We start from the raw sequence: 20,385 nt of genomic DNA, 5'->3' as shown, positions 1-20,385 counted from the left end.
ACGGAGGGCTGCCGGTGGGGCGTCCGGAGATACGCCCGTCCTTGGACCCGGCGATACGCCCGTCCTCGGGCCCGCCGGAGATACGCGCGTCCTCGGACCCGCGGGAGGTGTGTCCGCCCCCGGACCCGCGGGAGATGTGTCCGCCCCCGGACCCGCGGGAGGTGTGTCCGCCCCCGACGCGTCACACTCCCGCCATGAACATGCCCATGATCCCCCATGCTCCGTCCACTCCCCTCCCCTAGCGTCCCTGACCGCACCACCCCGCCACCGCCCGGCGGCGGGGCCGGTCACGACCCCTCCTGGAGTGAGAGTGGAACGTCGTAGCCTCCTGCGTGCGGCCGTCCTCGGCGGCTCAACGGCAGCCCTCGGTGGAAGCCTGTGGCGTGGCGCCGCGTACGCCGCGCCCGCCCAGCCCGGCGCGGGCCCCTACGGGGCACTCGGTTCCCCCGACGCCAACGGCATCAGCCTCCCCAGCGGCTTCACCAGCCGCGTGATCGCCCGTTCCGGCCAGCGGGTCGCGGGCACGTCGTACACCTGGCACAACGCCCCCGACGGAGGCGCCTGTTACGCGGACGGCACGGGCTGGATCTATGTCTCCAACTCGGAGATCAACCCGGGCGGCGGCGCGAGCGCGGTGAAGTTCTCCTCGACCGGCGCGATCACGGCGGCGTACCGCGTCCTGTCCAACACGCGGACCAACTGCGCGGGCGGCAAGACCCCGTGGAACACCTGGCTGTCCTGCGAGGAGGTGTCCCTCGGCTACGTCTACGAGACCGACCCGTGGGGCGTGAACGCGGCGGTCCGCCGGGACGCCATGGGCCGCTTCAAGCACGAGGCGGCGGCGGCCGACCCGGTGCGCAAGGTGATCTACCTGACCGAGGACGAGTCGAACGGCCGCCTGTACCGCTTCGTCCCGACCACCTGGGGCAACCTGTCGGCGGGCAAGCTCCAGGTCATGGTCGCGGGCTCGGCCACGTCGGGCTCCTTCACCTGGGCGGACATCCCGGACCCCGACGGCTCCCCCACGACGACCCGCACCCAGGTCTCCGGCTCGAAGTCCTTCAACGGCGGCGAGGGCTGCCACTACGCCGACGACAAGGTCTGGTTCACGACGAAGGGCGACAACAGGGTCTGGCAGCTGAACCTCCTGAACAACACCTACGAGCTGGCCTACGACGACTCCCTGGTCACCTCCGGCACGGCCCCCCTCACCGGTGTCGACAACATCACCGGCTCCTCCTCCGGCGACCTGTTCGTGGCGGAGGACGGCGGCACCATGGAGATCTGCGTGATCACCCCGGACGACGTGATCGCCCCGTTCCTCCGGATCGGCGGCCAGTCGTCCTCGGAGATCACGGGCCCGGCGTTCTCCCCGGACGGCAGGCGCCTGTACTTCTCCAGCCAGCGGGGCACGACGGGTTCGTCCTCGGGCGGCATCACGTACGAGGTGACGGGTCCGTTCAGGTCGTAGCGACGGGGTAAGCCCGCGAAGCACGCGGGGGGGCAGGACGGCACGGCACAGCATTCACGGCACCTCGCTGTCGAACTCCTGTCGAACGGCGGGAGTTGCTCGAATCCGCGCACCGGATCGAGTTTCATCGGAGCACAGGCACACCGCCCTGCCCCTCCTCCGCACGGAGACCACACCATGACGACTGGACACCACCCGAGCCCTTCCCGGCGCGCACTGCTGGTCGGCACGGCAGCAGCGGCACTGACGGCGACAGCGGGACCAGCCCAGGCGACACCCACCCCTGACCGCCCCACCTGGCCCACGGAGTTCCCCCTCCCCGACGGCTTCCTCCCCGAGGGCATCACCATCGGCGCCCGCCCGTACGCCTACATGGGCTCCCGGGCCAACGGCGCGGTCTACCGCACGGACCTGCGCACGGGCAGGGGCGAGACCCTCCACGAGGGCGCCCCGGGCACAGCGACCATCGGCCTCAAACTGGACGCCGACGGCCTCCTGTACCTGACAGGCGGCGCGGAGGGCACGGCCCGCCTGGTGGACGCCCGAACAGGCACCCTCCGCAAGACCTTCCAGCTGACCACCACAACCCCGTGCTTCATCAACGACGTCATCCTCACGGGCGACCGCGCCTGGTTCACGGACTCCCGCAACCCGGTCCTCTACGGCGTCCCGAGGGGCGGCAAGGGCCAGATCCGCGCCCTCCCCCTCACGGGCGACTGGGACCAACTCCCCGACATCATCAACGCGAACGGCCTCGTGGCCACCCCGGACGGCCGAGGCCTGATCGTCGTCAAGAGCACCCCGGGCACCCTGTACCACGTCTCCCTGCGCACGGGCGAGGCCAGGCAACTCACCCTGCACGGCGCGGACTCGGTCCTCAACGGCGACGGCCTCCTCCGCCTCGGCCGCACGCTCTACGTCGTCCAGAACCGCCTCAACCTGATCAGCGTCTGGCACCTGAACCGCACCCTCACCACGGCCACCCTGCACCACACCATCACGGACCCCCGCTTCGACGTCCCCACCACAGCCGCCCACCACGGCAACCGCCTGTACCTGGTCAACGCCCGCTTCACGAGCCCGCAGACACCGGAGACGACGTTTACCGGGGTGGCGGTCCCGCTCTGACCCTCACCGAGATCGACGCGCGCCTGCGTGCGGGACCGCGACCTTCGGCGAGCGTTCACAGGCGCGCGTCCCCCTCCCCGCCACCACCGAAATGCCCGACGCCGCGACACCCGCTGGGAGAAGACAACGTTTTTGCGCCGCTCGAAAGGGTGAACGCCCCCGCGATCGTGTGGTTCGCGGTCCCGTGGCGCAGCATCGTGGCGTCATGGTCACATCCACCCACGAGACCTCGCACCGGATCTTCCAGGACCATCCGGAGGTTCTCGCACCCATCTTCGAGGCGTTGGGCCTGCCGCCACCGGTCAAGGCGGACATCGAGCCCCTCACCCCGGACACCACGGAGCTGAAGCCGCTGGAACGCCGTGTCGACACGGTACTCAGGATCGACCCGGCGAACGGCGACAGCTTCCTGCTCGCCATCGAGGCGCAGACCCGCCCCGCCGACGACAAGGCGGTCAACTGGCCGTACTATCTGGCCTACCTGTCTGCCAAGTTCCGTCTGCCGGTGCTGCTGGTCGCCATCTGCCGTAAGCGGTCCACCGCTCGGTGGGCTGCGGGGCCCTTCGAGAACCGTGTCGGGCCCTGGCTGAGTCAGGTCACGCGGCCGTTCGTGCTCGGGCCGGACTCCGTTCCCGAGATCACCGATGAGGTGGTGGTGGCACGGCAGCCCGCTCTGGCGACGTTCAGCGCCATCGTTCACAGTGAGAGCCGGGGCATTGAGGCCATACTGCATCTGCTGGCCCGCGGTATGCGGTCGTTCGACAAGGAGACGGCCGGCTACTGGTCGGAACTGCTGGAAGTGGGCCTGGGGGACACCTCGGCCCGGGAGACGTGGAGAGAGCTACAGAAAATGGTCGCCAGCTACTTCCCCGGCAGGGGCACCCTGATCGAAGAGACCTTCCTGGACGGCGAAGCGAAGGGCGTGGTCAAGGGCGAGGTCAAAGGCAAAGCTGACGGTGTGCTGCGCGTCCTCGAAGCCCGCGGCATCCCCGTCCCCGACACCGTACGCGACCGTGTCACCGCCTGTACCGACCTCGCCCGCCTCGACGACCTCCTGGTGCGCGCCATCACCGTGGAGCAGGCGGAGGAACTGTTCGACGAGGAGACAGGGCAGGCGAGCTGACGCCCGGACGGGCGCGACAGTGCCCCGCTGGCGCGTCCGTTCACCGTGCCGCTCCATCGTCCGCCGAAAGGCCGTCGCCGGGAGTTGCCCAGCCGCCCCGACATCCGTCGGCTCGGTCCGCCGATCGACACGCGTCCCTGCCTCCCCACCGAGCTGAACGCCCTGCTCGCTCCCCTGCGCGGTCTGCGCCCCACGGACTGGCGCAAGGCGGCGCTGCCCCGCTCGACCGTGCACGACCTCGCCGCTCACGTCCTCGGCGACTACTACGGCCGCCTGGGTCTCACCCGCGACGGATACCGGCACGTGGCGAGGCCCGGCGAAGGGTAGGAGGCGTTCGTCCACCGCACCAACCTGGAATGGGTGGACCTGCACGCCGATGTCACGCCCACCTCTCTCATCGACGACTTGGAGGCAGCCGGGACGGAGCTCGCCGCCCGTTGGGCCACCGCGGACCTCGACGCACCCGCCCTGGGCGTCTCCTGGGCAGGGACTGACCCCATCCCCCTTTACAGAACGCCCACACATGAGCGGAGAGCTACCGTCCGGTCACGTCACGTTCGCATCACGGGTCGTTTATTTCGCCGCAGTTGCCAACAGGCCCTCCCATACCTTCGTCCCCTCATCATCCGTATGAATCGAAGCTGGGGGGCTCCCTGATGAAGTCGTTCCGCAAGCCCATGGCCGTCGCTGTCGCCGGTCTCGCCCTGGCCGTGCTTCCGGCCACCGCCGTCGCCCACGACGGCAGCCACCCGTTCTCCAACTGCACCGAGGCGTACGAGAACGGGCACGCCAACATCCCCGAGACCGACGAGCACTACGGCAAGCACCTCGACCGCGACGAAGACGGCATCGGCTGCGACCAGCCGCCCGCGGACTTCGTCCCCGCCGGGGACGACGACGCCGCAGGGCAGGAAGGCACCGACCTGGCCGAGACCGGCGGCGACAGCACCACCCTCTACCTCGCGGGCGGCGGCGCCGCCGTGCTGCTCGCCGGGGGCGGCGTCCTGTACCTGACGGCCAGGCGGCGCAACGCCAACTGACCGACGCCCGGGGAGAACACTCCGGCCCGCGAGACATGGAGAGAGCTGCGGAACATGGTCGCCAGTTACTTCCCCGGCCGGGGCACCCTCATCGAGGAGACCTACCTCAAGGGCGAAGCCCAGGGCATGGCCGCAGGCAAGGCCGCAGGCGTCCTGCGCGTCCTCGAAGCCCGTGGTCTCCCCGTCTCCGACACCGTGCGGGACCGCGTAACCGCCTGCACCGACCTCTCCCGCCTCGACGGCCTCCTCGTCCGCGCCATCACCGTCGAGCAGGCGGAGGCGCTGTTCGAGGAGGGCTGAGGCGCGGACGGAGGGGGCGGCATCCCCCGCACAGGGATGCCGCCCCCTCCTCGTGCACCGGGGCCGTCGCTGATCGGTGAGGGTCGGGTGACAAGCGACGGCCCCGGGGGCCAACAGGGGTCAGCGGTGGTCGCTGCCCGTCGACTGGGATGCCGCCCGGCCCGCCTCCAGGCGGGCGACGGGGATGCGGAACGGTGAGCAGGAGACGTAGTCCAGGCCCACCTCGTGGAAGAAGTGGACGGACTCGGGGTCGCCGCCGTGTTCGCCGCAGACACCGAGCTTCAGGTCGGGGCGGGTCTCGCGGCCCGCCTTGGCCGCCGCGGCGACCAGGGAGCCGACGCCGTCCTTGTCGATCGTCTCGAAGGGGGAGACGCCGAAGATGCCCTTCTCCAGGTAGGCCGTGAAGAAGGAGGCCTCCACGTCGTCACGGCTGAAGCCCCACACGGTCTGGGTGAGGTCGTTCGTGCCGAAGCTGAAGAACTGGGCCGCCTCGGCGATCTGACCGGCGGTCAGCGCGGCGCGCGGGAGTTCGATCATCGTGCCGATGGAGAGCTTCAGGCGCGTGCCCGTCGCCGACTCGACCTCCTCGATGACCTTGTCCGCTTCCTCGCGCACGATCTCCAGTTCCTGGACCGTGCCCACCAGCGGGATCATGATCTCGGCACGCGGGTCGCCCTTGGCCGCCTTGCGCTCGGCAGCGGCTTCGGCGATGGCCCGTACCTGCATCGTGAAGAGGCCCGGGATGACCAGGCCGAGCCGCACGCCGCGCAGGCCCAGCATCGGGTTCTGTTCGTGCAGGCGGTGGACCGCCTGGAGCAGGCGGAGTTCGTTCTCGTGGGGCTCCTGGCGGGACTCGGCCAGGGCCACGCGGACCGACAGTTCCGTGATGTCGGGGAGGAACTCGTGGAGCGGGGGGTCCAGGAGGCGGATCGTGACCGGGAGGCCGTCCATCGCCTCGAAGAGTTCGACGAAGTCCCGCTTCTGGAGGGGGAGGAGTTCCTTCAGTGACTCCTCGCGCTCCTGCTGGGTGTCCGCCAGGATCAGGCGTTCCACCAGTTCACGGCGGTCACCCAGGAACATGTGCTCCGTGCGGCACAGGCCGATGCCCTGCGCGCCGAAGCGGCGGGCCCGCAGCGCGTCCTCGGCGTTGTCCGCGTTGGCGCGTACCCGCAGGCGGCGCTTGCGGTCGGCGAAGGCCATGATGCGGTGGACGGCCTCGACCAGTTCGTCGGCGTCGTCGGCGCCCGCGTGCATCCGGCCCTCGAAGTACTCGACCACCGGGGACGGGACCACCGGGACCTCGCCCAGGTAGACCTTGCCCGTCGAGCCGTCGATCGAGATGACGTCGCCTTCCTCGACGACGTGACCGCCGGGGACCGTCATGCGGCGGCGCTTGGTGTCGACCTCCAGCTCCTCCGCGCCGCAGACACAGGTCTTGCCCATGCCGCGCGCCACGACGGCCGCGTGGGACGTCTTGCCGCCCCGCGAGGTCAGGATGCCCTCCGCCGCGATCATGCCGTCCAGGTCGTCGGGGTTCGTCTCGCGGCGGATCAGGATGACCTGCTCGCCGGAGCGGGACCACTTCACCGCGGTGTACGAGTCGAAGACCGCCTTGCCCACCGCGGCGCCCGGCGACGCCGCGATGCCCCGGCCGACCTGCTCGACCTTCGCCTCGTCGTCGAACCGGGGGAACATCAGCTGGGCGAGCTGCGCGCCGTTGACGCGCTGGAGCGCCTCGGCCTCGTCGATCAGGCCCTGGTCGACCAGCTGGGTCGCGATGCGGAAGGCCGCGCCCGCGGTGCGCTTGCCGACACGGGTCTGGAGCATCCAGAGCTGGCCGCGCTCGATGGTGAACTCGATGTCGCAGAGGTCCTTGTAGTGGTTCTCCAGGGTCTCCATGATCTGCATCAGCTGGTCGTACGACTTCTTGTCGATCGACTCCAGCTCCGCCAGCGGGACCGTGTTGCGGATGCCCGCGACGACGTCCTCGCCCTGCGCGTTCTGCAGGTAGTCGCCGTAGACGCCCTGGTGGCCGGAGGCGGGGTCACGGGTGAAGGCCACGCCCGTGCCCGAGTCCGGGCCCAGGTTGCCGAAGACCATCGAGCAGACGTTGACGGCGGTGCCCAGGTCGTGCGGGATGCGCTCCTGGCGGCGGTAGAGCTTCGCGCGGTCGCCGTTCCACGAGTCGAAGACCGCCTTGATGGCGAGGTCCATCTGCTCGCGGGGGTCCTGCGGGAAGTCCCGCCCGGCCTCCTTCTTCACGATCTTCTTGAAGGTGGTGACCAGCTTCTTCAGGTCCGCGGCCTCCAGCTCGGTGTCGACCGCGACCTTCTTGGCCTCCTTGGCCTTCTCCAGCGCGTCCTCGAAGAGGTCGCCGTCGACGCCGAGGACGGTCTTGCCGAACATCTGGATGAGGCGGCGGTAGGAGTCCCACGCGAAGCGGTCGTCGCCCGCCTGCTTGGCCAGGCCCTGGACCGACCTGTCGGAGAGGCCGATGTTCAGGACCGTGTCCATCATGCCGGGCATGGAGAACTTGGCGCCCGAGCGGACCGAGACCAGCAGGGGGTTGTCGGCCTGGCCCAGCTTCTTGCCCATGCGCTGCTCCAGCGCGTCGAGGTGCGCACTCACCTCGTCACGCAGTGCCGCGGGCTCCTCACCGCTGTCGAGGTAGACCTTGCAGGCCTCGGTGGTGATGGTGAAGCCCGGAGGGACGGGGAGCCCCAGGTTGGTCATCTCGGCGAGGTTGGCACCCTTGCCGCCGAGCAGGTCCTTGAGGTCCTTGTTGCCCTCGGTGAAGTCATAAACGAACTTCACGCCCTCAACGCTGGCGCCGGGATCGGCTCCCTGAAGATCTTTGTTTTCCGACACGGGTCTCGACTCCTCGAGGACGCGGTGGCTGCCCTGACGGCGAGGAACATACCCAGATCGAAGGCGTCTGGGTACGTCCACTCGTGCGTCATGCGCCCGTAACCGGTCGTCCGCCACTGGATCGAAAGTCAAGGCTTGGTAAGCAGTTACGGGTTCTTGTTTTCACTTCTTGAAGCCATCAACCCCCGTAGACCGCGATTATCGCTCACGTGAGCGCCGCACGGCACGTCTGATTTCGATCGATGAACGATCAAGGGGTGGCACTCAGTGCCACCCCTTGGAGAAGTGCAGTCGCTCAAGATCCGCTCATCTGAGCGCAACCCTTATCAGGGGTGGCGAGAATCACGCTGCCACACGGCGCGGGATTTCACCATGCGGACGTGCGCGCGGACGCGTACGCCCGGCGGAAACACGGACGTCACACGCCCAGCGCGCGCAACCGCGCCTCCACCCGCTCCGGCGCGTACAGGTGCTCCACCACCAGCGCCCCCGCCCCCACCAGCCCCGCCCGCTCCCCCAGCCGCGAGGTCACCACGTCCAGATGAGCGGTGGAGCGGGACAGCGCCCGCTGGTACAGCAGCTCCCGTACGCCCGTCACGAACGCGGTTCCGGCCAAATCCCCGGCGATCATCAGCACGCCCGGGTTCAGCAGCGTCACCACGGTCGCCAGGACGTCCCCGACCCGGCGCCCCGCCTCCCGCGCGAGCCCCACCGCCTCCGGATGCCCGGACGCCAGCAGGTCCCGCACATCCGAGCCGGACGCCGCCGGGACCCCGGCCGAGGCCAGCCGCCGCGCCACGGCGCCCCCGCTGGCGATCGCGGCCAGACAGCCGTACGACCCGCAGCGGCACAGCGTCTCCGCGCCCTCCGGGACCCGGATGTGCCCGATGTCCCCCGCGCCGCCGTCGATGCCGCGGTAGACCGAGCCGTCCACCACGACCCCGGCGCCGATCCCGGTGGAGACCTTGACCAGGACGAAGGCCGAGCAGTCGGGATAGCCGGTGCGCTGTTCGCCGTACGCCATCAGGTTGGCGTCGTTGTCGACGAGGACCGGGACGGGCGGGGCGCCGGTGTGCTCGGTGAAGGCGCGGGCCAGGCGGCCGGTTGTGTCGTAGCCGTCCCAGCCGGGCATGATCGGCGGCTGGACGACCCGGCCGGTCTCCCGGTCCACCGGGCCCGGCACCGCGAGGCCGATGCCGCAGACCTCCGGCGCGCGGTGGCCCGCCTTCTCCAGCAACTCGGCGAACCAGCGGCCCAGTTCGCCGAGGACCGCTTCCGGGCCGTCCTCGATGACCAGCGTGCCGCCGTGCTCGGCGAGGATCTCGCCGGTGAGGGAGAGCACCGCCGCGCGCGCGTGCCGGGTGTCCAGGTCGGCCGCGAGGACGACCGCGTGCTCGTCGTCGAACTCCAGGGTGATGGAGGGCCGTCCGCCCAGCGGTGAGTCCACCGGGCCGCCCGCGCCCTCGCGCAGCCAGCCCGCGCGGAACAGCCGGTCGAGGCGCTGGCCCACGGTGGCCCGGGACAGCCCCGTGGCCTGCTGGAGCGCGCCGCGCGTGGTGGCGCGTCCGCTGCGCACCAGTTCGAGCAGTTCGCCGGAGCTGGCCTGGCCCCGGACACCGTGACTCCGAGCACCGCGTGCGGACATCTGCGCACCCCCTTGTGTTTCTCAAGCTTGCATTACATATTGAGTTTTGCGTGTTAAATAGACGTAACCCTACGGTAGCCGCTGCCGAACCCATCAGCCGTACGCGTCTTCGGGGAGCCCCGAGTGGATCGACCAGCACAAGTCATCGCCCGCCCTACGGATCGCGCTGTTGCATACAATCCGGGCACAGCGACCGATTCCCTGCACCTCAGGGCAGCACGCGTGCTGGCGGACAACTGGACCGGAGCCTCCACCGTCCCCTCGCGCGGTCTGTACCCGCACCAGTGGTCCTGGGACTCCGCGTTCATCGCGATCGGACTGCGGCACCTGTCGCCGTTACGCGCGCAGACGGAGCTGGAGACGCTGCTGGCGGCCCAGTGGGGCGACGGACGCGTCCCGCACATCGTCTTCAACCCCTCCGTCCCGCTCGACGCCTACTTCCCGAGCCCCGACTTCTGGCGCTCCTCGACCGCGGGGCGCGCTGCGGGCGCCCCGCGCACCGTACAGACCTCCGGGATCGTGCAGCCACCGGTGCACGCGCTGGCGGCCTGGCTGGTGCACCGCGCCGATCCGGGGCTGTCGCGGGCGCGCGGCTTCCTCTCCACGGTGTATCCCCGTCTCGCGGCCTGGCACCGCTATCTGCTGCACCGGCGTGACCTCGGCGGCGGCTCGCTGGCGTCCGTCGTCCACCCCTGGGAGCAGGGCATGGACAACAGTCCCTGCTGGGACGCCCCGCTCGCCCGTGTCACCCCCGCCCCGGCCCGCTCCTTCCGCCGCGCCGACCTCGACCACGGCGCCCCGGAGGACCGGCCGACGGACCTGGACTACGGGCGGTACGTGCGCCTGGCGACGGACTACCGGGACCGGGGGTACGACGACGGGCCGAACTCCCTGGCAGGCCCGGACGCCTTCGCCGTGGAGGACCCCGCCTTCAACGCCCTCCTCATCGCCTCCGAGCACGCCCTCGCCCGCATCGCCCGCGAGCTGGGCGCCACCGGCACCGCCCGGCACGCGCGCGCGGAGCGGCTGACGGCGGCGCTGGTGGAGCGGCTGTGGGACCCCGCGCGCGGGATGTTCCTGTGCCGGGACGTGATCGGCGGCGGGCTGATCGGCGAGCGCGGCGTCTCCGGCCTGGTGCCGCTGCTGCTGCCGACGCTCCCGCGCGACATCGCCACCACCCTGGTGCGCTCGCTGAGCGGCCCGCACTTCGGGCTCGGCTCCCTCACCCGCCTCGTCCCCAGCTACGACCTGCGCGGCGAGGCCTTCGACCCGCACCGCTACTGGCGGGGCCCGGCCTGGTTCAACACCGGCTGGCTGCTGGAGCGCGGGCTGCGGCAGCACGGCGAACGGGGCAGGGCCGACGCCCTGCGCCGGGCGCTCCTGCGCACCGCCGACGCCTCCGGTTTCGCGGAGTACGTCGACCCGTACACCGGCGAGGCCTGCGGCACGGCCAGCTTCAGCTGGACCGCGGCCCTCGCCCTGGACCTGCTGCACGACCAGCCCTCATGGGACAAGGGCGGCAGGACCGACGAGGACACGGCCACGGCACTCAAGGGAGGGGACCGGGGATGACGGACCGGCATCATCTGCTCGTGTACGGGGGGACGTTCGCGGCCGTGGGCGACCGCGGCAACATCAGCGGGGTCCGCGGCGGCACCGACTCCGACGGGCTGCCCGACGGCATGTTCGTGCGCGACGCCCGGCACCTGAGCCGCTGGCAGCTCACCGTCGACGGGGCGGTGCCCGAGGCGCTGACGCCGGTGGCCGGTGGGGACACCGCCCGCTGTGTGCTCGTACCGCGCGGTGGCCGTCAGGAGCCGCCCGCGTACACACTCTTCCGTGAACAGGCCGTCGGTGACGGCTCGTTCGTGGAGTTGATCCGGGTCAGCGGCAACCGCCCGGTGCCCACCACGGTCCGGCTGGCGCTCACCGTGGACGCCGACTTCGCCGACCAGTTCGAGCTGCGCTCCGACCACCGCACCTACGCCAAGTCCGGCGCCGTCCGCCGCCGCCAGGTCCTCGACGACGGCGTGGAGTTCACCTACCGGCGCGGTACCTGGCAGTCCCGTACGACGGTGACCGCCGACCCGGCCCCCGACGGCGTGGAGGAGACCGGTACCGGCGCCCGCCGTCTGGTGTGGACGCTGGATCTCGAGCCGCACGGCACGGCCGAGCTGACCCTGCGCGTGATCGCCCGCCCGCACGGCGAGAAGCGGGCGCTGCGGGTGCCCCGCTCCCCCGCCGCGGTCAGTGAGCAACTGCTGGCGCGGGAGGGCGAGTTCGTCGAGGGCGTCGCCTTCCCCACCGGCTGGCCCGAGCTGGCCGCGGCCTGTGCGCGCGGGCTCGCGGACCTGGCCGCGCTCCAGGTCCCGGCCACCGGACCGGACGGCGAGGAACTGCGCGTCCCGGCCGCCGGAGCGCCCTGGTTCCTCACCCTGCTGGGCCGTGACGCCCTGCTGACCTCCCTCTTCGCGCTCCCCTACCGCCCGAAGCTGGCCGCCGCCACCCTGCCCGCGCTCGCCGCGACCCAGGCCACCGACACCCAGGTGGGTTCGGTGGCCCAGCCGGGCAAGATCGTGCACGAGGTGCGCCACGGCGAGCTGGCCCACTTCGGGCAGGTGCCGTACGGCCGTTACTACGGCTCGGTCGACGCCACCCCGCTCTTCCTCGTCCTGCTCGGCGCGTACGTCGAGCAGACCGGCGACACCGCACTCGCCCGCCGCCTTGAGCCGCACGCCCGCGCGGCCGTCGGCTGGATGCTGGACCACGGCGGACTGACCTCGCGCGGCTATCTCGTCTACCGCGCCGACCAGGGCGGCCTCGCCAACCAGAACTGGAAGGACTCCCCCGGCGCCATCTGCTCGGCCGACGGAAGCAGGCCGAGCGGGCCGGTGATGGCGGCGGGGGCCCAGGGCTACGCGTACGACGCCCTGCGCCGCACGGCCTGGCTGGCGCGCACGGCGTGGGAGGACGAGACGTACGCCGCGCTCCTCGAACAGGCCGCCGGGGACCTCCGGGACCGTTTCCAGCGGGACTTCTGGATGCCGGAGCACTCCTTCCCGGCGCTCGCCCTGGACGGCGACGGCCGCCAGGTCGACGCCATCGCCTCCGACGCCGGGCACCTGCTGTGGTCCGGGCTGCTCGACAAGGAGTACGGCGAACTGGTCGGGCGACGGCTCCTGGAACCCGACTTCTTCTCCGGCTGGGGCGTACGGACGCTCGCCGCCGGACAACCGGCGTACCACCCGCTGTCGTACCACCGCGGTTCGGTCTGGCCGCACGACAACGCGCTGATCACCCTGGGCCTGTCCCGCTACGGCCTGCACGACGAGGCCCGCACGGTCGCGCACGCCCTGGTGGACGCGGCGACAGCGACCGGGCACCGGCTGCCCGAGGTGCTCGCGGGGTACGGGAGGGACACCCACGCGGAGCCGGTGCCGTATCCGCACGCGTGCGTGCGGGAGTCCCGGTCGGCCGCGGCACCGCTGGCGCTGCTGACCGCGGTGGGGGGCGCTTGAAGAGGGCGCGGGCGCGGTGAACGCGGCACGGCGGCGGGCCGTACGGGATGACGGTGGACCCGCTACGCACGGAAGGACCTTCGGGTGCCTGTCTTCACGCGCTCGCGTCACTCCCAGGAGCCCGGCTCCGGGGAGGACGCACCTGACACGACGACCGAGGCGGACAAGGAGGACGTTCCTGAGCGACAGCCCCTCCCCGCCCGCCTCACCACGCGCGTGCTCGACTGGCGCACCGCGCACCCGCAGGCCGTCCGCGCCCTCCGCCACACCCTCACCGCCACCTGCGCCGCCCTGATCCTGGGCGCCCTGCTGCTCCCGAACGCCCCCGACGCCGTACGTCCCTCCCAGTTCCTGCGCATCCCCGCGGAGGCGATCGTCGGCGTGGCGGTGCTGCTGGCGCTGCCCGGCCGTCGCTCCCGTACGGCGCTGGCGGTGCTCACCGGGATCGGGCTCGGGTCGCTGACGGTCCTGAACCTCCTGGACATCGGCTTCAAGGAATACCTGGGCCGGGGCTTCAACGTCGTACTGGACTGGGAGTTGCTCGACGACGCGCAGTCGTACCAGAAGGACACGACGGGCAGCGCGGCGACGACGGCCGCGACGATCGCCATCGGGATCGCGGTGCTGGTCCTCTTCGCGGCATTGATCCTCGCGGCCATGAGGCTCGGCGACCTCCTGGCCCGCAACCGCACGGCGGCGACCAAGGGCACGCTGATCGCGGGCACGGTCTGGATCACCTGCTCCACCCTCGGCCTCCAGGTCGCCGGGGTGCCGCTCGCCGCCGACCGCGCCGCCGACACGCTGACCACCCAGTCGCGGCGGGTGAAGGCGACCCTGCGCGACGAGGCGGCGTTCGCGAAGGAGGCCGGTCAGGACGTCTACGGCGCCACCCCGCCCGCCCAGTTGGTGCCGGACCTGCGCGGCAAGGACGTGCTGTTCACGTTCATCGAGAGCTACGGCCGCAGCGCCCTGGAGGACCCGCTGATCGAGCCGGGCGTGGGCGAGGCGCTGGAGACCGGCAAGGACGCCCTGGCCGGGGCGGGCTTCCACGCCAGGAGCGGCTGGCTGACGTCGGCGACGTACGGTGGCAGCAGTTGGCTCGGCCACTCCACGTTCCTGTCGGGCCTGTGGATCGACAACCAGCAGCGGTACCGCACCGTGACCGCGAGCGACCACCTCACCCTCACCAAGATCTTCCAGAAGACGGGCGACTGGCGCACGGTCGGCATCGTGCCGGGTGTGCAGAAGGGCTGGCCGGAGGCGGAGTTCTTCGGCCTGGACCATGTCTACGACGCCTTCCACCTCGGCTACCAGGGCCCGAAGTTCAGTTGGTCGACGATGCCGGACCAGTACACGCTGGAGGCGTTCCAGCGGCTGGAGCACGGCAAGGAGCGGGACGAGCCGCTGATGGCGGAGATCATCCTGACCTCCAGCCACCAGCCGTGGGCGCCGCTGCCGACCATGGTCGACTGGGACGACCTCGGCGACGGCCGCCTCTTCGAGGGCATCGAGAAGGCGGGCGCCGACCCCAGGGAGGTCGTCCCCGACTCCGACCGCTCCAAGCAGGAGTACGGCAAGTCGATCGCGTACTCGGTGACCAGCCTCACCCAGTGGCTGGAGCGCTACGGCAGTGAGGACACCGTCCTGGTCTTCCTCGGCGACCACCAGCCCCTGCCCCGGGTCAGCGGCGACAACGCCAGCCGTGACGTCCCGGTGTCGATCGTCGCCAAGGACCCCGAGGTGCTGGACAAGATCGCCGACTGGAACTGGGCGGACGGCCTCCGGCCCGCCGCCGACACCCCGGTGTGGCGGATGGACACCTTCCGCGACCGCTTCCTGACGGCGTACGGCTCTACGCCGGGGCCGTCCGGGAAGTGACCGGTCGGGGCCGCTCAGCCGCCGGAGGTGTCCAGCTCGGCGTCCTCGCCGACGCCCGCGCAGTCGTAGGGGTCCTTCAGCCAGCCGTCGGGCAGGACGACGCGGTTGTTGCCGGAGGTACGGCCGCGCGGCCCGTCGGCGCCGACGGGCCAGGCCTGGTCGAGGTCCAGCTCGTCGAGCCCGGCGCGCAGTTCCGCGAGCGAGGAGGTGATCGCGAGCCGCTTGCGCATCTCGGAGCCGACCGCGAAGCCCTTCAGGTACCAGGCGACGTGCTTGCGGAAGTCGATGACGCCCCGGGACTTGTCACCGATCCACTCCCCGAGCAGGGTGGCGTGCCGGACCATGACGTCGGCGACCTCGCGCAGGGTGGGCCGGGCGATGTCGGCCTCCCGCCCCTCGAAGGCGGCGACCAGATCCGCGAACAGCCACGGCCGCCCGAGACACCCGCGCCCGACCACGACGCCGTCGCAGCCGGTCTGCCGCACCATGCGCACCGCGTCCTCGGCGGACCAGATGTCGCCGTTGCCGAGCACCGGGATCTCCGGGACGTGCTCCTTCAGCCGGGCGATGGCGTCCCAGTCGGCGGTGCCGCCGTAGTGCTGGGCGGCGGTGCGGCCGTGCAGCGCGATGGCGGTGACGCCCTCCTCGACGGCGATCCGTCCGGCGTCGAGGTAGGTGACGTGGTCGTCGTCGATGCCGATGCGCATCTTCATGGTGACGGGGAGATCACCGGCGCCGCTGACGGCCTCGCGCAGGATGGCCCGCAGCAGCGGGCGCTTGTACGGCAGCGCGGAGCCGCCGCCCTTCCGGGTCACCTTCGGGACCGGGCAGCCGAAGTTCAGGTCGATGTGGTCGGCCAGGTCCTCCTCCGCGATCATGCGGACGGCCTTGCCGACGGTCGCCGGGTCCACGCCGTACAGCTGGATGGAGCGCGGCTTCTCGGTCGCGTCGAAGTGCACCAGCTGCATGGTCTTCTCGTTGCGCTCGACCAGCGCCCGGGTCGTGATCATCTCGCTCACGAACAGGCCCTTGCCCTCGCTGAACTCCCTGCACAGGGTGCGGAAGGGCGCGTTGGTGATCCCGGCCATGGGGGCCAGGACGACGGGCGGTGTGACGGTGTGCGGGCCGATGCGCAGGGGCTTGACGGGCGTGGGCATTGCTCCATTGTCCCGTATGGCGCGGGGTGCGGTGAAACCCGTCATGTGACCGCCCCGAGCCCCTGTTGATGTTGCGTTTGCGGCACACTCAGCCGCATGCCTTCGACGAGCACGAGCAAGGTCAGCCGCTGGGACCAGCACGGGCGCGAGCACGTGGTGCGGGTCGAGCGCCGTGGGGTGCAGCGGACGATCCGGTGCGACACCTGCGGGTGGCGGCAGGGGGCGCAGTTCCTGCCGTGGCTGAAGGCGGAGGAGTATCTGGCGGAGGCGCACCAGGCGACGGTGGACCCGGCTCGGCGGTCCTCGGCCTAGCGGGGCCCGCCCCTCAGGCCCACCCCGCCGGTCGAGCCCGCAGCCCCCGTGGATCCCGGGCCCGCCCGTCAGGCCCGCAGCCCCCGCAACAACAGCCCCACCAGTTCCTCGAACTCCGCCTCGATGCCCGGCTTGGTCCACTCGGCGGCGTGGGCGGGATCGTGGAACATCTGGGTGGCGTAGAAGACAGCGCGGGCACTGGCCGCCGGGTCGTCGGCGCGGAAGACACCCGCGGTGACACCGTCCCCGATGATCCGGGTGAGCTGGCCGGTCAGGTCGGCGAGGTGTTCGCCGACCACGGAGCCGCTCTCGTTGACCAGCACCTTGTACGTGGCGAACAGCTCGGGGTCGTCGCCCGCCTTGCGCCGCTTGGCCTCGAACAGGGCCCGCAGCCAGTCCCGCAGCCGGTCACCGGGATCGCGGTCCCCGTCGGTGACGAGGCCGACGAGCACCTCGGACGTGCGGTCCAGCCAGCGCTTCGTCACCGCCTCCCGCAGCGCCGCCTTGGTGCGGAAGTGCCGGTAGACGCTGCCGTGGCTGACGCCGAGCGCCCGGGCCACGTCGACCACGGTGGCCTTGGCCGGGCCATGGCGGCGCAGCACCTCCTCGGTCGCCTCGAGGATGCGCTCGGCGGTCAGGGTCTCACTGGTCGGTGGCATGGCTCAGACCGTACCCGCAACGTCCACGACCCCGGTCGACACGGTGGACGCGGTCACGGCCACCGTCACCGCTCGCTGTCGAGCTGCGCCATCTGCGCCGCGGGGTAGCGGTCACCCGCCGCCGCGTCCGCGGGCACGGCGTCCTCGATGGCCCGCAGGTCCGCCGCGTCCAGCGTGACGTCCAGCGCGCCCAGCGCCTCCGTCAGCCGCTCGCGCGTGCGGGCGCCGATCAGGGGCACGATGTCCTCGCCCCGGCCGAGCACCCAGGCGATGGCGATCTGGGCGACGGTCACGCCCTTCCGCTCGGCGATCTTCCGCAGCGCCTCCACGAGGGCGAGGTTGTGGGAGAGGTTCTCGCCCTGGAAGCGCGGCGACACGGCGCGGAAGTCCTGGGCGGAGAGCTGCCGGTCGGGAGCGAAGTGGCCGGAGATCAGGCCACGGGAGAGCACGCCGTACGCCGTGATGCCGATGCCCAGTTCCCGGGTGGTCGGCAGGATGGTGTCCTCGACGCCCCGGGAGATCAGCGAGTACTCGATCTGGAGGTCCACGATCGGCGCGGTCGCGGCGGCCCGGCGGATGGTCTCGGCGCCGACCTCGCTGAGGCCGATGTGCCGTACGTACCCCTGCTCGACCAGTTCGGCGATGGCGCCGACGGTCTCCTCGACGGGCACCTGCGGGTCGAGGCGGGAGGCCCGGAAGACGTCGATGTGGTCGACGCCGAGGCGCTGCAGCGAGTGCGCCGCGAAGTTCTTCACCGCGGCCGGGCGGCCGTCGAAGCCGAGCCAGCTGCCGTCCGGGCCGCGCAGGGAGCCGAACTTCACACTGAGCAGCGCCTGTTCCCGCCGGGCGGCGGGCGCGGTGCGCAGGGCTTCGTTGATCAGCATCTCGTTGTGGCCCATGCCGTAGAAGCCACCGGTGTCGAGCAGGGTCACGCCCGCCTCCAGGGCGGCGTGGATGGTGGCGAGGGACTCCGACCGGTCCGCGTCGCCGTACATCCCCGACATGCCCATGCAGCCGAGGCCGAGGGCGGGGACCTGGGGGCCGGTCGTTCCGAGGGAGCGCGTGTGTGTGGTCATGCCTCCACCCTCGCATGACAGCTGACAGATTTCAATATCTGTCAGCTGTCACTCGTCATTCGTCATCCCTCCATCGCCAGCCGCGCCCCCAACACCACGAACGACGCCGCGAACCCGCGCCGCAGCCACGCCAGCACCCCCGGCCGGGAGATCACATGACTGCGCACGGCCGCCGCCAGCACCCCGAGCACGGCGAAGACGACAAAGGTGACCAGCATGAAGACACCGCCCAGCATCAGCATCCGGACCGCCGCCCGCGGCTCCCCCGGGCTGACGAACTGCGGCAGGAAGGCGAGAAAGAAGATCGTCACCTTCGGATTGAGGAGATTGATCAGTACGGCCCGGACGACCACCCGGCGAACGGACGCGGGCGCGGCCCCCTCGTCCACCCCGAGCGCCTCCCGGTCCCGCACCATCGCCCAGGCCATGTAGAGGAGATAAGCCACCCCGGCGTACTTGAGGACCTGGAACGCGGTAGCACTGGCGTGCAGCAGCGCCGCGATCCCGGTCACGGTGGCCAGCACGTGCGGCACGATCGCCAACGTGCACCCCACCGCCGCCCAGACGGACGCGACCCGCCCCCGGGCCAGCCCGGCGGCCAACGTGTAGACGAGCCCCGTACCGGGCGTGACGACGACGACCAACGTGGTCAACAGAAACGCGATGCTCATGCCCCCACCCTGAAAGCACGAAGGCCCCCGATACAGGTCCACTCAGGGACCGGTATCGGGGACCAATACGGTGCTACAGCTCACCTAGGGGCGCGGGGAACCGCGCGACGAGCCACGACGCGCCCGCACCCGGCAACGGCGAGCCACCACCCCACTCAGCTGCCGATCAACCGGCTGGCCAGGTACCCCTCGATCTGGTCGAGAGACACCCGCTCCTGCTTCATCGAGTCCCGCTCCCGCACCGTCACCGCGTTGTCGTCCAGCGTGTCGAAGTCCACCGTCACGCAGTACGGCGTCCCGATCTCGTCCTGACGCCGGTACCGGCGCCCGATCGCCCCGGCGTCATCGAACTCGATGTTCCAGTTCTGCCGCAGCGCCTGCGCGAGCCCCTTCGCCTTCGGCGACAGCTCGGGGTTGCGGGACAGCGGGAGCACGGCCACCTTCACCGGCGCCAGCCGGTGGTCGAGCCGCAGCACGACGCGCTTCTCCATCTTGCCCTTGGCGTTGGGCGCCTCGTCCTCGACGTAGGCGTCCAGCAGGAACGCGAGCATCGCGCGGCCGACACCGGCCGCGGGCTCGATGACGTACGGCGTCCAGCGCTCCCCGGCCTCCTGGTCGAAGTAGGAGAGGTCCTGGCCGGAGGCCTTGGAGTGGGCGCCCAGGTCGTAGTCGGTGCGGTTGGCGACACCCTCCAGCTCGCCCCACTCGCTGCCGCCGAACTGGAAGCGGTACTCGATGTCAGCGGTGCGCTTGGAGTAGTGGGAGAGCTTCTCCTGCGGGTGCTCGTACCACCGCATGTTCTCCTCGCGCAGCCCCAGGCCGGTGTACCAGTTCCAGCGCTGCTCCATCCAGTACTCCTGCCACTTCTCGTCCTCGCCCGGCTTGACGAAGAACTCCATCTCCATCTGCTCGAACTCGCGGGTGCGGAAGATGAAGTTGCCGGGCGTGATCTCGTTGCGGAAGGACTTGCCCATCTGGGCGATACCGAACGGCGGCTTGCGGCGCGAAGTGGTCTGCACCTGGCCGAAGTTGGTGAAGATGCCCTGCGCGGTCTCGGGCCGCAGGTAGGCGATGGAGCCGGAGTCCTGGGTCGGGCCGAGGTGGGTGGAGAGCAGACCCGAGAACTGCTTGGGCTCGGTGAACTGGCCCTTGTTGCCGCAGTTGGGGCAGTTGATGTCGGCGAGGCCGTTCTCGGGGGCGCGGCCCTTCTTCTCCTCGTAGGCCTCCTCCAGGTGGTCCGCGCGGAACCGCTTGTGGCAGGAGGTGCACTCGGTCAGCGGGTCGGTGAAGGTGGCGACGTGACCGGAGGCGACCCACACCTCGGGGGCGAGGATCACGGACGAGTCGATGCCGACCACGTCCTCGCGCGACGTCACCATGTAGCGCCACCACTGGCGCTTGAGGTTCTCCTTCAGCTCGACACCGAGCGGCCCGTAGTCCCAGGCGGCACGCTGACCGCCGTAGATCTCACTACAGGGGAAAACGAAGCCACGGCGCTTGCTCAGGCTGACGATGGTGTCGATCTTGTCGGCGGCCACG

Annotated in this window: 17 protein-coding genes; 10 read left to right on the top strand and 7 right to left on the bottom strand. The window is 71.0% G+C overall.

What is annotated here, in order from left to right:
• The first annotated feature begins 310 nt into the window (after nt 1-310).
• From ACFVQG_RS14320 to ACFVQG_RS14295, 6 genes are all read left to right on the top strand, one after another.
• Nucleotides 311-1,471, top strand: coding sequence for an alkaline phosphatase PhoX (locus ACFVQG_RS14320; protein WP_383381293.1), 1,161 nt, complete (start codon nt 311-313; stop codon nt 1,469-1,471).
• A gap of 177 nt (nt 1,472-1,648) precedes the next feature.
• On the top strand, nt 1,649-2,599 hold the full coding sequence (locus ACFVQG_RS14315) for an SMP-30/gluconolactonase/LRE family protein (protein ID WP_383381291.1): 951 nt from the start codon (nt 1,649-1,651) through the stop codon (nt 2,597-2,599).
• Nucleotides 2,600-2,804: 205 nt separating this feature from the next.
• Nucleotides 2,805-3,722, top strand: a complete 918-nt coding sequence (locus ACFVQG_RS14310; RefSeq protein ID WP_383381288.1) for a hypothetical protein — start codon at nt 2,805-2,807, stop codon at nt 3,720-3,722.
• 84 nt (nt 3,723-3,806) lie between these two features.
• Nucleotides 3,807-4,049 (top strand): hypothetical protein, encoded by a 243-nt coding sequence (locus ACFVQG_RS14305; RefSeq protein WP_383381285.1) that lies wholly within the window; start codon nt 3,807-3,809, stop codon nt 4,047-4,049.
• Between the two features lie 329 nt (nt 4,050-4,378).
• Nucleotides 4,379-4,762 carry an LAETG motif-containing sortase-dependent surface protein gene (locus ACFVQG_RS14300; RefSeq protein ID WP_383381283.1) on the top strand — a complete coding sequence of 128 codons (384 nt, stop codon included), beginning with the start codon at nt 4,379-4,381 and terminating at the stop codon, nt 4,760-4,762.
• 54 nt (nt 4,763-4,816) lie between these two features.
• Nucleotides 4,817-5,062 carry a hypothetical protein gene (locus ACFVQG_RS14295; protein WP_383381280.1) on the top strand — a complete coding sequence of 82 codons (246 nt, stop codon included), beginning with the start codon at nt 4,817-4,819 and terminating at the stop codon, nt 5,060-5,062.
• 120 nt (nt 5,063-5,182) lie between these two features.
• Here the strand turns inward: ACFVQG_RS14295 and ppdK are convergent, their stop codons facing one another.
• Nucleotides 5,183-7,930: a pyruvate, phosphate dikinase gene (gene ppdK, locus ACFVQG_RS14290; RefSeq protein WP_383381277.1), complete on the bottom strand. Its 2,748-nt coding sequence runs from the start codon at nt 7,928-7,930 to the stop codon at nt 5,183-5,185.
• Nucleotides 7,931-8,348: 418 nt separating this feature from the next.
• Nucleotides 8,349-9,575, bottom strand: coding sequence for an ROK family protein (locus tag ACFVQG_RS14285; protein WP_383381274.1), 1,227 nt, complete (start codon nt 9,573-9,575; stop codon nt 8,349-8,351).
• Nucleotides 9,576-9,698: 123 nt separating this feature from the next.
• Between ACFVQG_RS14285 and ACFVQG_RS14280 the strand changes: the two genes are divergently transcribed.
• From ACFVQG_RS14280 to ACFVQG_RS14270, 3 genes are all read left to right on the top strand, one after another.
• Nucleotides 9,699-11,147, top strand: coding sequence for a hypothetical protein (locus tag ACFVQG_RS14280; RefSeq protein ID WP_383381271.1), 1,449 nt, complete (start codon nt 9,699-9,701; stop codon nt 11,145-11,147).
• The gene (locus ACFVQG_RS14275) at nt 11,144-13,093 is read left to right on the top strand and encodes a glycogen debranching N-terminal domain-containing protein (RefSeq protein ID WP_383381268.1); all 1,950 of its coding nucleotides are present in this window, start codon (nt 11,144-11,146) and stop codon (nt 13,091-13,093) included. Before ACFVQG_RS14280 ends, ACFVQG_RS14275 begins: the two co-directional genes overlap by 4 nt.
• 84 nt (nt 13,094-13,177) lie before the next feature.
• Entirely contained in the window at nt 13,178-14,971 is a 1,794-nt protein-coding gene (locus ACFVQG_RS14270; protein WP_383381266.1) for a CDP-alcohol phosphatidyltransferase, read from the top strand.
• A gap of 14 nt (nt 14,972-14,985) precedes the next feature.
• Here ACFVQG_RS14270 and dusB read toward each other — a convergent pair whose 3' ends face one another.
• Nucleotides 14,986-16,128 (bottom strand): tRNA dihydrouridine synthase DusB, encoded by a 1,143-nt coding sequence (gene dusB / locus ACFVQG_RS14265; RefSeq protein WP_383381263.1) that lies wholly within the window; start codon nt 16,126-16,128, stop codon nt 14,986-14,988.
• 96 nt (nt 16,129-16,224) lie between these two features.
• Here dusB and ACFVQG_RS14260 point away from each other — a divergent pair, with 96 nt between their 5' ends.
• The gene (locus ACFVQG_RS14260; RefSeq protein ID WP_383381260.1) at nt 16,225-16,440 is read left to right on the top strand and encodes a hypothetical protein; all 216 of its coding nucleotides are present in this window, start codon (nt 16,225-16,227) and stop codon (nt 16,438-16,440) included.
• 68 nt (nt 16,441-16,508) lie between these two features.
• Here the strand turns inward: ACFVQG_RS14260 and ACFVQG_RS14255 are convergent, their stop codons facing one another.
• The 4 genes from ACFVQG_RS14255 to ACFVQG_RS14240 all read right to left on the bottom strand — a co-directional run bounded on the left by ACFVQG_RS14255 (nt 16,509) and on the right by ACFVQG_RS14240 (nt 20,384).
• On the bottom strand, nt 16,509-17,099 hold the full coding sequence (locus tag ACFVQG_RS14255; protein WP_383381258.1) for a TetR family transcriptional regulator: 591 nt from the start codon (nt 17,097-17,099) through the stop codon (nt 16,509-16,511).
• A 65-nt stretch (nt 17,100-17,164) separates the two neighbouring features.
• Nucleotides 17,165-18,175 (bottom strand): aldo/keto reductase, encoded by a 1,011-nt coding sequence (locus ACFVQG_RS14250; RefSeq protein ID WP_383381256.1) that lies wholly within the window; start codon nt 18,173-18,175, stop codon nt 17,165-17,167.
• Nucleotides 18,176-18,237: 62 nt separating this feature from the next.
• The gene (locus tag ACFVQG_RS14245; protein WP_383381253.1) at nt 18,238-18,846 is read right to left on the bottom strand and encodes a LysE family translocator; all 609 of its coding nucleotides are present in this window, start codon (nt 18,844-18,846) and stop codon (nt 18,238-18,240) included.
• A 155-nt stretch (nt 18,847-19,001) separates the two neighbouring features.
• On the bottom strand, nt 19,002-20,384 hold the full coding sequence (locus ACFVQG_RS14240; RefSeq protein WP_383381250.1) for a glycine--tRNA ligase: 1,383 nt from the start codon (nt 20,382-20,384) through the stop codon (nt 19,002-19,004).
• Between the last annotated feature and the right edge of the window lies 1 nt (nt 20,385).

Source organism: Streptomyces sp. NPDC057877 (assembly GCF_042796855.1).
GTDB lineage: Bacteria > Actinomycetota > Actinomycetes > Streptomycetales > Streptomycetaceae > Streptomyces.
This window is presented reverse-complemented; position numbering and strand designations above follow the sequence as displayed.